This window comes from Streptomyces sp. NPDC060031 (assembly GCF_042736805.1).
Classification (GTDB): Bacteria; Actinomycetota; Actinomycetes; order Streptomycetales; family Streptomycetaceae; genus Streptomyces.
Genome location: NZ_JBHWVM010000097.1, coordinates 14,381 through 27,032 on the forward strand (window position 1 = coordinate 14,381; position 12,652 = coordinate 27,032).

14 protein-coding genes and 6 tRNA genes are annotated in these 12,652 nt (G+C 73.9%); 10 read left to right on the forward strand and 10 right to left on the reverse strand.

Translation table 11 applies throughout. The features are described from left to right. Nucleotides 1-49: 49 nt before the first annotated feature. Nucleotides 50-1,300 carry a serine/threonine-protein kinase gene (locus ACFWB8_RS31085; RefSeq protein ID WP_385234541.1) on the reverse strand — a complete coding sequence of 417 codons (1,251 nt, stop codon included), beginning with the start codon at nucleotides 1,298-1,300 and terminating at the stop codon, nucleotides 50-52. A 546-nt stretch (nucleotides 1,301-1,846) separates the two neighbouring features. On the opposite strand from ACFWB8_RS31085, the gene ACFWB8_RS31090 reads away from it, so the two are divergent. The 4 genes from ACFWB8_RS31090 to ACFWB8_RS31105 all read left to right on the forward strand — a co-directional run bounded on the left by ACFWB8_RS31090 (nucleotide 1,847) and on the right by ACFWB8_RS31105 (nucleotide 4,006). Next, nucleotides 1,847-2,032: a hypothetical protein gene (locus ACFWB8_RS31090; protein WP_266876567.1), complete on the forward strand. Its 186-nt coding sequence runs from the start codon at nucleotides 1,847-1,849 to the stop codon at nucleotides 2,030-2,032. Nucleotides 2,033-2,269: 237 nt separating this feature from the next. Continuing rightward, nucleotides 2,270-2,587, forward strand: coding sequence for a hypothetical protein (locus ACFWB8_RS31095; RefSeq protein WP_385234545.1), 318 nt, complete (start codon nucleotides 2,270-2,272; stop codon nucleotides 2,585-2,587). Then, nucleotides 2,584-3,636 (forward strand): phosphotransferase family protein, encoded by a 1,053-nt coding sequence (locus ACFWB8_RS31100; protein ID WP_385234548.1) that lies wholly within the window; start codon nucleotides 2,584-2,586, stop codon nucleotides 3,634-3,636. The genes ACFWB8_RS31095 and ACFWB8_RS31100 overlap by 4 nt, the downstream gene beginning before the upstream one ends. Nucleotides 3,637-3,700: 64 nt before the next feature. Beyond that, nucleotides 3,701-4,006 (forward strand): zf-TFIIB domain-containing protein, encoded by a 306-nt coding sequence (locus ACFWB8_RS31105; RefSeq protein ID WP_385234551.1) that lies wholly within the window; start codon nucleotides 3,701-3,703, stop codon nucleotides 4,004-4,006. Between the two features lie 57 nt (nucleotides 4,007-4,063). Here ACFWB8_RS31105 and ACFWB8_RS31110 read toward each other — a convergent pair. The 5 genes from ACFWB8_RS31110 to ACFWB8_RS31130 all read right to left on the reverse strand — a co-directional run bounded on the left by ACFWB8_RS31110 (nucleotide 4,064) and on the right by ACFWB8_RS31130 (nucleotide 4,553). After that, a tRNA-Val gene (locus ACFWB8_RS31110) sits at nucleotides 4,064-4,135 on the reverse strand. A gap of 66 nt (nucleotides 4,136-4,201) precedes the next feature. Further along, a tRNA-Val gene (locus ACFWB8_RS31115) sits at nucleotides 4,202-4,273 on the reverse strand. Nucleotides 4,274-4,292: 19 nt separating this feature from the next. Continuing rightward, nucleotides 4,293-4,364: transfer RNA gene (locus ACFWB8_RS31120), tRNA-Val, on the reverse strand. Nucleotide 4,365: 1 nt separating this feature from the next. After that, nucleotides 4,366-4,439: transfer RNA gene (locus ACFWB8_RS31125), tRNA-Cys, on the reverse strand. A 41-nt stretch (nucleotides 4,440-4,480) separates the two neighbouring features. Then, a tRNA-Gly gene (locus ACFWB8_RS31130) sits at nucleotides 4,481-4,553 on the reverse strand. A gap of 180 nt (nucleotides 4,554-4,733) precedes the next feature. On the opposite strand from ACFWB8_RS31130, the gene ACFWB8_RS31135 reads away from it, so the two are divergent. Genes ACFWB8_RS31135 through ACFWB8_RS31145 form a run of 3 tightly spaced genes read left to right on the forward strand, consistent with a single transcriptional unit; the run spans nucleotide 4,734 to nucleotide 7,506 of the window. Beyond that, entirely contained in the window at nucleotides 4,734-5,801 is a 1,068-nt protein-coding gene (locus ACFWB8_RS31135; protein ID WP_385234554.1) for a chorismate-binding protein, read from the forward strand. Then, the gene (locus tag ACFWB8_RS31140; protein WP_385234557.1) at nucleotides 5,798-6,625 is read left to right on the forward strand and encodes an aminotransferase class IV; all 828 of its coding nucleotides are present in this window, start codon (nucleotides 5,798-5,800) and stop codon (nucleotides 6,623-6,625) included. The genes ACFWB8_RS31135 and ACFWB8_RS31140 overlap by 4 nt, the downstream gene beginning before the upstream one ends. A gap of 44 nt (nucleotides 6,626-6,669) precedes the next feature. Next, nucleotides 6,670-7,506: a GNAT family N-acetyltransferase gene (locus tag ACFWB8_RS31145; protein ID WP_385234560.1), complete on the forward strand. Its 837-nt coding sequence runs from the start codon at nucleotides 6,670-6,672 to the stop codon at nucleotides 7,504-7,506. On the opposite strand, the gene ACFWB8_RS31150 is transcribed toward ACFWB8_RS31145, so the two are convergent. Then, nucleotides 7,503-8,003 (reverse strand): DsbA family protein, encoded by a 501-nt coding sequence (locus tag ACFWB8_RS31150; protein WP_385234562.1) that lies wholly within the window; start codon nucleotides 8,001-8,003, stop codon nucleotides 7,503-7,505. The two genes, ACFWB8_RS31145 and ACFWB8_RS31150, sit on opposite strands and share 4 nt — an antisense overlap. Nucleotides 8,004-8,190: 187 nt before the next feature. Between ACFWB8_RS31150 and ACFWB8_RS31155 the strand changes: the two genes are divergently transcribed. Next, on the forward strand, nucleotides 8,191-8,655 hold the full coding sequence (locus ACFWB8_RS31155; protein WP_385234565.1) for a hypothetical protein: 465 nt from the start codon (nucleotides 8,191-8,193) through the stop codon (nucleotides 8,653-8,655). Nucleotides 8,656-8,867: 212 nt separating this feature from the next. Here ACFWB8_RS31155 and ACFWB8_RS31160 read toward each other — a convergent pair whose 3' ends face one another. Together ACFWB8_RS31160 and ACFWB8_RS31165 are read right to left on the reverse strand one after the other, a co-directional pair. Then, on the reverse strand, nucleotides 8,868-9,479 hold the full coding sequence (locus ACFWB8_RS31160) for a CGNR zinc finger domain-containing protein (RefSeq protein WP_385234569.1): 612 nt from the start codon (nucleotides 9,477-9,479) through the stop codon (nucleotides 8,868-8,870). Nucleotides 9,480-9,695: 216 nt separating this feature from the next. Then, the gene (locus ACFWB8_RS31165; RefSeq protein WP_030011909.1) at nucleotides 9,696-10,109 is read right to left on the reverse strand and encodes an SsgA family sporulation/cell division regulator; all 414 of its coding nucleotides are present in this window, start codon (nucleotides 10,107-10,109) and stop codon (nucleotides 9,696-9,698) included. A gap of 177 nt (nucleotides 10,110-10,286) precedes the next feature. Here ACFWB8_RS31165 and ACFWB8_RS31170 point away from each other — a divergent pair, with 177 nt between their 5' ends. Together ACFWB8_RS31170 and ACFWB8_RS31175 are read left to right on the forward strand one after the other, a co-directional pair. Continuing rightward, nucleotides 10,287-10,763: a TIGR02611 family protein gene (locus tag ACFWB8_RS31170; protein WP_385234572.1), complete on the forward strand. Its 477-nt coding sequence runs from the start codon at nucleotides 10,287-10,289 to the stop codon at nucleotides 10,761-10,763. Between the two features lie 54 nt (nucleotides 10,764-10,817). Then, nucleotides 10,818-10,889, forward strand: a tRNA-Val gene (locus ACFWB8_RS31175). A 74-nt stretch (nucleotides 10,890-10,963) separates the two neighbouring features. On the opposite strand, the gene ACFWB8_RS31180 is transcribed toward ACFWB8_RS31175, so the two are convergent. Beyond that, on the reverse strand, nucleotides 10,964-12,652 hold a 1,689-nt coding region (locus ACFWB8_RS31180; protein ID WP_385234575.1), incomplete at its 5' end, for an SCO7613 C-terminal domain-containing membrane protein.

Below are 12,652 nucleotides of genomic sequence, written 5' to 3' on the forward strand. Positions count from 1 at the left end.
CCGGGTGCCCGGGCGGCCGGGTGCCCGGGCGGCTTGGCGGCTTGGCGGCCTAGAGCTTCTGGGCCGCCGCGATGCCCAGCGCGACGATCAGCGTCACCACGACGAACACGATCAGCCGCTGCCGCATCATCCTCGGGTCCGGACGCGAGGGCCGGCGCCCGGCCCCCGTCGTACGGGGGGCCGGGCGGCCGCCCGTACGGCCAGAGGTCGGGCGGGAGGACGGGTTCGCGCCGCGGCCGGGGCCGCCCTGGCCGCCCGGGTTCCGGGAGGACGACGGCCGCGAGTGCGGTCCGCTGTGCGGGCCCTGACCCTGGCCCTGGCCCTGGCCCTGTCCCTGCGCCCTGGGTACGGGCGTGCCGCCGGTGCTGCGATCCGTGTGCAGTTCCGTGCGGCTGTCCCCCCGATCGGCGAGCCGCCCCGCCGGCCGGTCGGTCCGGGCCCGCTGCGCGGGCGGGCGGCCGTCGGACATCCCGTGGGCCTCGCGGGCCGCGATCTCCTTCAGCCGCATCGACAGCTGGAGCGTGCTGGGCCGCTCCTCGGGGTCCTTGGCCAGGCAGGCCCGTACGAGCGGTGCGAGCGCGTCCGGGACTCCCTGCAGATGCGCCTCCTCGTGCACGACGCGGTACAGCATGACCTCGGAACTGCCGTGCCCGAAGGGGGAGTCGGCGGTCGCCGCGTACGCGAGGGTGGCGCCGAGCGCGAACACGTCCGTGGCGGGGGTGACCGCGGCGCCGCGCACCTGCTCGGGCGCGAGGAACCCGGGGGAGCCGACGGCCGTTCCCACGTGCGTGAGGGTGCTCGCGCCGGTGGCCCAGGCGATCCCGAAGTCGATGATGCGCGGGCCCTTGGGCGACAGAAGAATGTTCGAGGGCTTGAGGTCCCGGTGGACGACCCCCGCCTCGTGAACGGCGACGAGCCCCTCGGACAGCGCCGCGCCGATCGCGGCGATCTGCACGGCCGTGAGCGGGCCTTCCTCGGCCACCTTGTCGTGCAGCGAGGGCCCGGGCACGTACTGGGTGGCGAACCAGGGCCGCTCGGCCTCCAGGTCCGCGGCCACCAGGCGGGCGGTGCAGCCGCCGCGGATCCGCCGGGCGGCGGAGACCTCGCGGGCGAAGCGGGAGCGGAACTCCTGGTCCTCGGCCAGATCCGGCCGGATGACCTTGAGCGCGACCCGCTGGCCGCGCCGGTCCGAGCCCAGGTAGACCACGCCCATGCCGCCGGCACCGAGCCGTCGGTGCAGCCTGAACGAGCCGACGACTCGCGGGTCCTCGCGCCGGAGCCGCATCATCGCCATGTCCACCCCGCTGACCGGTCGTCCTGTTGACGTGGCACAGCTTACGGACGATCCGTCATGCGCGCTCAGAGGCCGCGCCCTCTCCCGGCTATTCGATTGTCAGTGCGGCGCAGTCCACTTGAGGGGTGTTCAGATGTGCGACCGCATGGCCGTACGGGAGTTGCCCGTACGGTCAAACTGCCCTCGCGCCAAGGGGATTGGGCCACGGTCCGGGGGAAAGCGCCCCGGGGGCGCATGGCCCGACCGGAGCGGACCGGGTGATTCCGGGGCAGACTCCACGTCCGGACACGCGTGCGCAGGGAGTGACGGAAGTGAGAGAAGTCACTACCCTCCGGTCATCCCCCTCCGGGAAGACCCTCACAACGGGGGAATCGTCTCCACCCAGGGGAGTACGCGCGGACGGCCTCCTCATCCTCTTGGAGGCCCGGCAAGGGGTACGAGGGCATGAGGCCTGCGCCCCTTCCCGCGCCTAGTGTTGAAGACAAGCGGCGGGTGGAGCACTCGTCCCCCGAGGTCACAAGCCCGCCGCTGCCAAACGACAGGGAGAGGACCATGGCGGACATCGCACGGCAGGGACGCAAGGCATTCGCGTTCAACAGCCATGAGTCCGGCCGCCGCCACCCGTTGGTGGCCGCCGCCATGGTGCTCCCCCTGGCCGCCCTCCTGCTCTTCCTCTTCGGGGGCTTCGATCAGGTGGTGGCACAGGCGTCGTCCGTGAGCGTGATGCTGGGGCGCTGAGCGGCGCCCCGGGCCCGGGAGAGCGGCCCGGGCCGGGACATCATCTCGTCGCACCCCGTGGGGACGGGGGCGCGGCGGCGGACGGCAGGTGAAGGGTGCTGCCCGTACGGCTTGGGAGCCGGACGGGCAGCACCCTTTCTCATGCCCGCGGAGTGCGTAGCCTGCTCCTGAACAAGGCGCGGGCGAGCGGGGGAGCAGGGGAGCGGGATGATCCAGCACAACGACAGGTGGCGCCTCATGCGCCAAGACGCCCTGCTGGGCACGATCACGGTGGAAGAGGCGGACTTCCCCTGGCTGCACGGCAGCTTCGCCCCCGAGCCCGGCTTCGCCGAGGTGAAGCCCTGGTTCGACGCGGTCCTGGCCGCCGTGGAGGCGGAGGCGTACGACGAGCGGTTCGACGCCGCGTACGCGTCCATCGCCGAATCCCTGACCCTGCTCTCCCCGGCCGGGCCGGTCGCCGAGTTCCTCCTGCACATCGAGGGCGGCGCGGCGTGGTTCCGGTGGATCGAGGAGCCGGACGCCGGGCCGGAAGGAGAAGGAGGGGAGCGGGCGTGAGCCCCGCCACCGGATCCGTGCCGCCGCCGCTGCCGGCCGCGCTCGCCGCGTACGCGGGAACCGGCGCGGGGGAGTACACCCTGCTCGCCGACCGGGCTGACGGGACCGTCGTGCGGTGCGGGGACATCGTGGTCAAGGCGCACGCGGGGGACAGCGACCCCGACGGGCTGGCGCTGCGGATGCGGATCGCCGCGCACCCGTCGCTGGCCGGGGTGCTGCTGCCCCCGCTGCGGCCCGAGACCGGGTGGCTGCACGGCCGGCCCGTCTCCCTGTGGCCGTACGGCCCCCCGGTCGACCCGGACCACCCCGAAGACGCCCCCTGGGAGGCGGCCGCGCAACTCCTGGCAGCCCTGCACCAGGTCCCCCTGCACCACCTGCCGACCCCCGTCCCACCCATGCGCGGCCCAACCAAGGTAGCCCGCGCCCTACACCGCCTGGCGTCGTCCGCCGCCCCGGCCGCTCCGCCCGTCCCCGCTGCCCCGGCCGTCCCCGCCGCTTCCGCCGCCCCAGCCGCTTCCGCCGTCCCGGCTGCGCCCGCTGCGTCTGCCGCCTCGGTCGGCTCCGCCGAGGCGGTGTGGGCCGCCGCTCGGACCTTGCCCGCCTGGGCTCGGGGGGAGGGGGCGGCCCCCGGCTGCGGCGGTGGCGCGCTCTGTCACGGGGACCTGCACCTGGGGCAGTTGGTCCGCACCGCCCCGGAGGGCGCCTGGCGGCTCATCGACATCGACGACCTCGGCCTCGGCGCCCCCGCCTGGGACCTCGCCCGGCCAGCTGCCTGGTACGGCGCCGGGCTGCTCGACACCGGCACCTGGCTGCGCTTCCTCGACGCCTACCGCGCCGCCGGCGGCCCCGCGGCCGGTCCGCCCGGCTCGGACCCCTGGCCGGAACTCGACGTCCCCGCCCGCGCGCTCACCGTACAGACGGCGGCCCTGGCCCTCGCCAAATCGGCACAAGAGGGACGCCGACTCGACGACGGGGAGCGGCTGATGGTGGACGCCTGTGTCCGCATAGCCGCCCTCCCGCCCCACTTGGAGCCGGACCCCGCGTCGTAGGGTGAGCCCCACGCCACCGGGCACGCATCCGGTGTCGACCCAGACGGCGAGGAGTTGACCGGTCATGCAGTGTCCGAAGTGTCACGCGATGATGCACACCTACAACCGCAACGGTGTCCAGATCGAGCAGTGCAGCGGTTGCCGCGGCATCTTCCTGGACTACGGCGAGCTCGAGGCGCTGACCCGTCTCGAGTCCCAGTACACCGCCCAGTACGGCCAGGTCCCGCCGCCCGCCGCGCCGCCGGCCCCGGCCCCGTACCCCGTCCAGCACGCGGCCCCCGCTCCGGCCTGGGGCGCCCCGCACCACGGCGGCCACGGCCACCACGGCCACCACAAGGGCGGCTTCGGGCGGATGCTCTTCTCCTCGTGAGGTGCTCGTAGGAACGCGAAAGCCCCGGCCGTCGAGACGGCCGGGGCTTTCGGACAGTGCGCGATACTGGGATTGAACCAGTGACCTCTTCCGTGTCAGGGAAGCGCTCTCCCGCTGAGCTAATCGCGCGGGCACGGTGTGAAACCGCAGGTGAAGCCAGGTGGAGCAGGTAATGCCGTGGTGCGAGATGCTGCGTGCGCGATACTGGGATTGAACCAGTGACCTCTTCCGTGTCAGGGAAGCGCTCTCCCGCTGAGCTAATCGCGCGGGGATCCTTGCGGACCAGTGGACGATACTGGGATTGAACCAGTGACCTCTTCCGTGTCAGGGAAGCGCTCTCCCGCTGAGCTAATCGTCCTTGGAGGTGGAGACGGGATTTGAACCCGTGTAGACGGCTTTGCAGGCCGTTGCCTCGCCTCTCGGCCACTCCACCATGGAGCAAATGGGGGTTCTCGGGAAGATCCCCCATCTCAGAGCGGACGACGAGACTCGAACTCGCGACATCCACCTTGGCAAGGTGGTGCTCTACCAACTGAGCTACGTCCGCAGGTCACCGTGTTGGCTCCGGGGTTTTCCCCCTTCGCTCCCTGGCGACGTGTTGAACTCTAGCGGATTCCCGGGCCAGCTCAAAAACGCGTTTCCGCAGCGTGCTGCCGCTCGATCACCGCCGGTCACCCGACCGTCACCTCACCGGCGCCGTCGCGTCACCGGTCATAGACTCGCAGCCGTGCACGACCTGCCTCCTCTCGCCCGCTTCGGCGGCCTTCTCGCGACCGACCTCCGAGACGTCACCAGCGACCCCGCCGCCCTGGACTCCACCGGCTTCTGGGCGGTGACCGCCGACTTCGAGGGCCGGATGGTCTGCGCGCGCTTCGGGGACGTGCGCCCCGACCCGGTCCCCGCGCCCGTACCCGGGGCCTGGACCGGCCCGGACGCCGACCAGTGGACCTCCTCCCTCGACCGCGCCGCCTACGTCGCCGGCGTGCGCCGCATCCGCGAGCACATCGCGGCCGGCGAGGTCTACCAGGCCAACCTCTGCCGCGTGATGTCCGCGCCGCTGCCGGACCCCGCCGGGGCCGACGTGGACGCCCTCACGGCGCTGCTCGCCCGAGGCAACCCGGCCCCGTACGCAGGAACGATTCGGCTCCCGGCCCACGGCGTGGAGGTCGCCTCCGCCTCCCCCGAGCTGTACCTGCGCCGCTCCGGCCGCCACGTCGAGTCCGGCCCGATCAAGGGCACCGGCCGCACCGTGGCCGACCTCCTGCCCAAGGACCACGCCGAGAACGTGATGATCGTGGACCTCGTGCGCAACGACCTCGGCCGGGTCTGCTCCACCGGCTCCGTCACCGTCCCCGAACTGTGCGCCGTCGAGGAGCACCCGGGTCTGGTGCACCTTGTCTCCACCGTCAGCGGAGAGCTCGCCGACGGCGTCGGCTGGCCCGAGCTGTTCGCCGCCACTTTCCCGCCCGGTTCCGTCACCGGCGCCCCGAAGTCCTCCGCGCTGCGGATCATCGAGGCCCTGGAGACCGTCCCGCGCGGCCCGTACTGCGGCGGCATCGGCTGGGTGGACGCCGGCCGGGGCACCGCCGCCCTCGCCGTCGGCATCCGCACCTTCTGGATCGACCGCGAGGCCCCCGGCGGCCCCCGGCTGCTCTTCGGCACCGGCGCCGGCATCACCTGGGGCTCCGACCCCGACCGCGAGTGGGCCGAGACCGAGTTGAAGGCCGCCCGGCTGCTGCGGGTAGCGTCAGGGGCGGCAGAGGCCCATGAGGTGAACGGGAGGACCGTACGGTGAGGATCTGGCTCGACGGAGCACTGAGGGACACCGACGACGCGAAGGTGTCCGTGTTCGACCACGGGCTGACCGTCGGCGACGGGGTCTTCGAGACGCTCAAGGCCGAGCGCGGCACGCCCTTCGCGCTCACCCGCCACCTGGCCCGGCTGACCCGCTCGGCCCGCGGGCTCGGCCTGCCGGACCCCGACCTCGACGAGGTGCGGCGCGCGTGCGCGGCCGTACTGGAGGCCAACCCGACGCCGTTCGGCCGGCTGCGCATCACCTACACCGGCGGAGTCTCCCCGCTCGGCTCCGACCGCGGCGACGCCGGCCCGACGCTGATCGTCGCCCTCGCCGGCGCCACCCGCCGCCCGGACACCACCGCGGTCATCACCGTCCCGTGGGTCCGCAACGAGCGCTCCGCCGTGGCCGGCCTCAAGAGCACCTCGTACGCCGAGAACGTCGTCGCGCTGGCCGCCGCCCACCGGGCGGAAGCCTCCGAGGCGCTGTTCGCCAACACCGTCGGACGGCTCTGCGAGGGCACCGGCTCCAACGTCTTCGTGGTCCTCGACGGGGAACTGCACACCCCGCCCGTCGCCTCCGGCTGCCTCGACGGCATCACCCGTACCCTCGTCGCCGAGTGGGCCGGGGCCAAGGAGAGCGACCTGCCCTTCGAGGTGCTCGAACAGGCCGAGGAGATCTTCCTGACCTCCTCGCTGCGCGACGTGCAGGCCGTCCACCGCGTCGACGGCCGCGCGCTCGCCGGCGCCCCCGGGCCGGTCACGGCCGAGGCGATGCGGATCTTCGACGCCCGCTCCGCCGCGGACCACGATCCCCAACCCTGATATTCCCTGTCGCGTCGGCCGCGGGGCGGGTAGAACTTCCCTTGATGACCACCACCCTGCGGCCCAGCGGGCCGCTTCAGCAGACCGCAAGCGGGGGCCGCTCGCGCCCGTACGAGATCCGCGTCAACAGCAGGTGCGTCGGCGCGCTGCTGCTCGCCTCCGACACCCCCTTCGGGCCGACGGTCGGCGAGATCCGCGAGCTGGCCGTCGAGGAGCCCGACCGCCGGCGCGGGCGCGCCACCGTCGCCGCGCTCGCCGCCGAGGAGGTGCTGCGCGGCTGGGGCTGCCGCCGGGTCCGCAGCTCGGTACCGGCCGACTCGCCCGGGGGCCTGCGCCTGGCATCCGCGCTCGGGTACGCCGAGTACAGCCGCAACATGGCCAAGGAACTCCCGGCCGAGCCGCCCGCGCTGTCCGAGGGGGTCACCGGCCGCCCGATGACCCCCGCCGAGTTCGAGGCCTGGCTCGCGCTGGCGCGCCAGAGCTACGCCGACGTCTGGATCGCCCGCGGGATGTCGGAGCAGGCCGCACACGCGAAATCGGCGGCCGATCACGACGACCTGCTGCCGAGGGGGCTGGACACCCCGGGAGTCAGCCTCCGCGTCCTGGAGGCGCAGACCCAGGCGGGCGGCGAGACCGTCGGCCACCTGTGGCTGGCGCCGTCCGGCGAGGGCTCGTACGTCTTCGACGTCGAGGTGGCCGAGGGACACCGCCGCCGCGGGTACGGGCGCGACCTGATGCTCCTCGCGGAGGGAACCGCCCTGGCCGAGGGCCACCGGATGCTCGGGCTGCACGTCTTCACCGACAACACCCCGGCCGTGCGGCTCTACGAGTCCCTCGGCTACCGGACGACCAACTTCAACTACGCGAAGGACCTGATCTAGACGTCCGCGGCGAGCAGCCGGTCGGCGATCTCCTCGATGCGGGCGCGCAGGCCCTCCTGGCTCTTGCCGCCGTCCAGCCTCTGGCCGTCGATCACGTACGTCGGGGTGCCGCTCACGCCGATCGCCTTGCCCTCGGCCTGGTCGGCGTCCACGATCAGGATGTGCCGGCCGTCGATCAGCGCGGTGTCGAACTCCTCGGCGTCCAGGCCCAGTTCGCGCGCCACGTCCAGCAGGGCCGGCTCGCCGCGCTCACCGAGCTCCGCGGTGCGGGCGAGCACGGCCTCCACGTACGGCCACCCCTGCCCCTGCTCCAGGGCCTCCTCGGCGGCCTGCGCCGCGGCGAAGGCGTGCTTGTGCTTCTCCAGCGGGAAGTGGCGCAGGCGGATGTCCAGCCGGTCGCCGTAGCGGGCGCGCAGGGCCCGTACGTCGTCCAGGGCGCTGTGGCAGTCCGGGCACTGGAGTTCGCACCAGACGTCGAGGATCACGGAATCGGTCATACGCACAGTCTCCCAGCCCCGGCCGCCCGCACCGACCGGGACCCGGGACCGGGACCTGGGGATGAGGGTCACCCCGAGATCTCCCGGAGATCGGCGCCGTGGGCGCCCGGGGCATGGCCGGTACGGCTGCGTCCGGTGCAGGATGGAAGGGGACAGATCGCCCAGTCGTCGAACACCGGAGGACCGCATGCTTGCCGAGACCATCTGCTCCGCGGTGTCCGCGGCGGGCCTGGGCATCGCCGCGCTGACCGCGTACCGCAAGCGTTTCCTCGCCGCCACGCGGATCACGGCGTACGCGCTGGTTCCCCTCGGCCTGGTGATGACCGGTGTCGTGGAGTGGGTGTCCAAGATCGCCTTCAAGCCGTCCGTCTGGATCGGCTTCGGGGTGCTGGGTCTGGCCTGGCTGCTCTTCATGGTGACCCGTGTCATCGAACGACGCGGTCTCGGCGCGTCCGAGAAGGCCGAGAAGCCGGCCAAGGCCGTCAAGGCCGCCAAGGGCGACGCCGGCCGCGAAGCCGTGGCCCCGACCGCCTCCGCCCCCTCGCTGGGCGCCGGCTCCCGCCCGCAGCCCACCGCCCGGCAGAACGCCCCGGCCGCCCCGGCGGAGGACTTCTCCGACATCGAGGCGATCCTCAAGAAGCACGGCATCTGAATCCCGCGGACGAATCTCACGGAATCTGACGAAGTCCCGCACAGATCTTGGCGTGTTGAGGGGCGAACGGGGGTGTGCTGCGTCATCATCGCCCGGACATGCTCGACACATCGCAGGGTGAGCCGTCCGTTCCCGCGCCGGCCCCCGCCCCCGTCGCCGAAAAGCCGCGAGGCTGCCTCTTCGCGCTCTCCCAGCCGCCCCTGATGATCTTCTTAGGGGTGATCGGCACCCTGTTGCTGCTGGCCGCCGTGCACGACCTCTTCGTGCTCTGACTCGGCTTCCTTGCGCCGGGCCCGGTACGCCGCGACGTGCAGCCGGTTCCCGCAGGTGCGGCTGTCGCAGTAGCGCCGCGAGCGGTTGCGGGACAGGTCGACGAAGGCGCGCCGGCAGTCGGGGGCCTCGCAGCGGCGCAGCCGCTCCTGCTCCCCGGAGACCACGATGAAGGCCAGCGCCATGCCGCCGTCGGCCGCCAGGTGGTCACCCACCGAGGCGCCGGGCGCGAAGTAGTGCACGTGCCAGTCGTAGCCGTCGTGGTCGGTCAGCTGCGGGGTGGTGCCGGCCGTGGCGACCAGCTCGTTGATCAGTGCGGCCGCCGCGCGCGGGTTCGGCGATGCGAACAGCTGGGCGAACTTTCCGCGTACCGCGCGCACCCCGGCCAGATCGCGGGCGCCGAGCTCGCCGACGTCGCTGATCGCGAACTCGTGGACGAAGCCGCGCAGCGCGCTCACGTCCCCCAGCCCGTCGGGCTGGTCCGTCTCGGCCGCGGTGTTCACCAGCGCGACGACGACGTCGAGCGCGCGACGGGTGTCGTGGGGGATCTGCACGGGGTCTCCCTCAAGGGCCGGGCCTGCGGCGACTGGCTGCTGCCGCCGCTGGGGGCCGACTCTAGCGGGTCCCTTCCCGGCGGGCCCCCGGCACAGCGCACTGGCGCCGTCCCCGCGGTTGGCTTCCGCGGGAACAGCGCCGGCACTCACGTATGTGGTTGTCCGCGCCACACCGTCGCCCCGAGTCGGACGGTGTCGAGCGGCTGTAGGCCTGGCTCAGCTTTCGGCCAGGATGTGGGAGAGCTCCTTGTCGAGGTCGAAGTGCCGGTGCTCGGTCCCGGGTGGGACCGCGGCGTCCGTCCGCTTGAGGAACGACTCGAGTGCTCGGGCGGGTGCTTCGAGCAGCGCTTCTCCCTCCGGTGAGCTCAGGGCGATGCAGACGACGCCCTGACCGTGGCTGCGGGACGGCCAGACGCGGACGTCGCCGGTACCGGTGGGCCGGTGGAGGCCCTCCGCGAGGAGGTCGCGGGCGAATACCCACTCGACCGTCTCCTCGGCGCCGGTGTGGAAGGTGGCGTGCACGGCGTAGGGATCGGCCGTGTCATACCGCAGGCCCGCGGGTACAGGCAGTGAGGACTCGCTCGACACAACGAGGCGCAGGTGCAGCTCGCAGCTGACCGTGGTGTTCATAAGCGCCAGGGCCTTTCGCTCAGTGTGCGCTCGGGGATTCGCACGTCGGCGAAATCGACATGCCACCTACGGTGCCGTTGTAAACCCCTCTGACCGTTTTGCGGACCTCTGGGTCCCTCGGACGGCGGATCCAAACGTCCGTTCACGTGTGCTTCCGGCTCGGGTAGATTCGACCCCATGAACACGGGGAGTGACCGCGAGACCAACGAGTCCGCAGCCGAGGGATCCACCGCAGACAAGTCCACCGGAGGCAAGGCCGCCGGGCAGCCCGCGCAGGAGGCCCCGCACGTATCGAAGGCGCCCGCATTCATCCAGGCCCGCCGCACCCTGCACCTGAGCTGGCAGGTCGGCGTCTTCGTCGTCGGCCTCGTCATCATCGGCGCCGGAATCGCGATGCTGGTGCTGCCCGGGCCGGGCTGGGTCGCGATCTTCGCGGGCCTCGCGATCTGGGCCACCGAGTTCGCCTGGGCCCACCTCGTCCTGCGCTGGACGAAGCGCAAGGTCACCGAGGCCGCGCAGAAGGCGCTCGACCCGAAGGTCCGCCGCCGCAACATCATCCTGACCAGCGTGGGCCTCGTCATCGCGGGCGCGCTGATCGGCTTCTACCTGTGGAAGTACGGGCTCGTGCTGCCCTGGAACCTCAGCGACCAGTGACCGGCTCGTGGTCAAAGAGCACCGCTGACATGGGGTAATGTTTGCGGTGCGTCCGGGCGATTAGCTCAGTGGGAGAGCACTTCGTTCACACCGAAGGGGTCACTGGTTCGAACCCAGTATCGCCCACCCGGATCAAAGGCCCGCAGACTCCATGGAGTCTGCGGGCCTTTGCCGTTCCCGCGCATCCGCGGTCGTCCGCGTCACCCCAGGCGGCCGAGCGCCTCCCGCAGCCGGCGGGCATCGCGCAGCCGCTTCTCGTACGTCGCGCCCACCACCAGCAGCAGCAGGCCCGCCAGCGCCGGCGGGAGCCAGCGGGGGAGCGCGTCGACCACCTGGACCACGTACGGGGCCAGCTCGTGCACCGCCACCGCCGCGAGGGTGGCGCCGCCCAGCACCAGCGGGGCCCGCAGCCGGCTCCGGGCGCCCGTCAGGGTCACCGCCAGCGCGGCCGCCCCGAGCAGCAGCGGGCGCGGCCAGTACGGGTCGCCCCACACCGCGAGCAGGCTGGGCAGCACCGTCGCCGCCAGACCCGGGCCGTACGCCGTCCACGACGAGGCCCGCGGATCCTTGCGGCGGCGTACGAGGCCCACCGCGAGCGCCGCCGCCGTGACGGGCAGGGAGTACGCCTCCGGCACCCCGACCCCGGACGCGGCCAGCCGCACCCAGGCCGCCGCGAGGAACAGGGCCCCGGCCGCCCAGCCCGCCGAGCGGCGCTCCGGCCGCACCGCCGCGCCCGCGCACACCACCCCGGCCAGCGCCAAGGCCAGCGCGAGCAACGGGGCGTCCCCGGCCGCCAGGGCCAGGGCGAGCACCCCGGCGGCGGCCGCCGCGGCCTCCGCCGGGACCCGCACCGCACCCAGCCGGGGCCCGAGCGCCGCCACCGCCGCGGGAACCGCCAGCAGCGGCGGCGCCCACCACGCCACCGGACGGCCCAGCACCGCGCCCAGTGCCACCAGCAGACCCGCGGCGCACGCCACGGCGAGCGCCGCCGCCCCCGACCTGGCCCACACCGCACCGCGCCCGTACGCCGCTCCCGCGGCGCAGGAGACCCCCAGGGCCCCCAGCACCGCGCAGGTGGCCAGGCGGCCGTCCAGGGCCGCCACGGACACGTTCACGGCCCCCAGCAGCGCGCACACGCCCGCCGCGATCCCCGGCGCCCTGCCGACGCCGACGCCGACGCCGACCCCGACACCCCCGGCCGCCGACCGCAGCGCGAGCACCCCCGCCGCCACCGTCACCGCGAGCTGCGCCGCGAACGCCGCGCCCGCCGGGACCCCGAGCAGCGGCGGCGCCGGGAACAGCCCCGCCCAGCCCAGCGCCACCGCCGCGGCCCCCGGCTCCGGGCGGCCCGGCAGCGCGCGTACCAGCCACCAGGCCGCCGCGGCCGTCAGCAGCAGGACCACCGGCGCCGCCGCTCCGGGCTGGTGGGGCGCCGCGGGCGGCGTCGTCGCCGCCCACACCTGGTCCAGCACCCGCAGCCGGGCCACCGACGCCGCCGCCACCAAGGCCAGCGCCCATACCGCCGCCAGCGCGGCCACTCCCGCACCCGCCCGGGCCAGGCCGCCCCGCACCGCCTCCGGGAGCGCCCGGGCCCGTACCGCCGCCAGCAGCGCCAGCGCCACCAGCAGGTACGCCACCACCGCCCAGCCCGGCTCCAGCGCGGGCCGCGCCGGGCCGCCCAGCGCCGCCACCGCCGCCAGGCCACCCGCCGCAGCGGCCGGCCACGCCCCCGCCGTCCGCCAGGCCACCGCCACCCCGAGCGCGGCCACCGCGCCCAGCAGTGCCGACGCGGCCAGGGCCTGCGCGGCGAAGGCCGCGCCCGCCGACCCCGCGAGCCCGATCAGCAGGGCCCCCGCCCCGGCCACCGCCGTGGCCGCCCACGCCAGTCC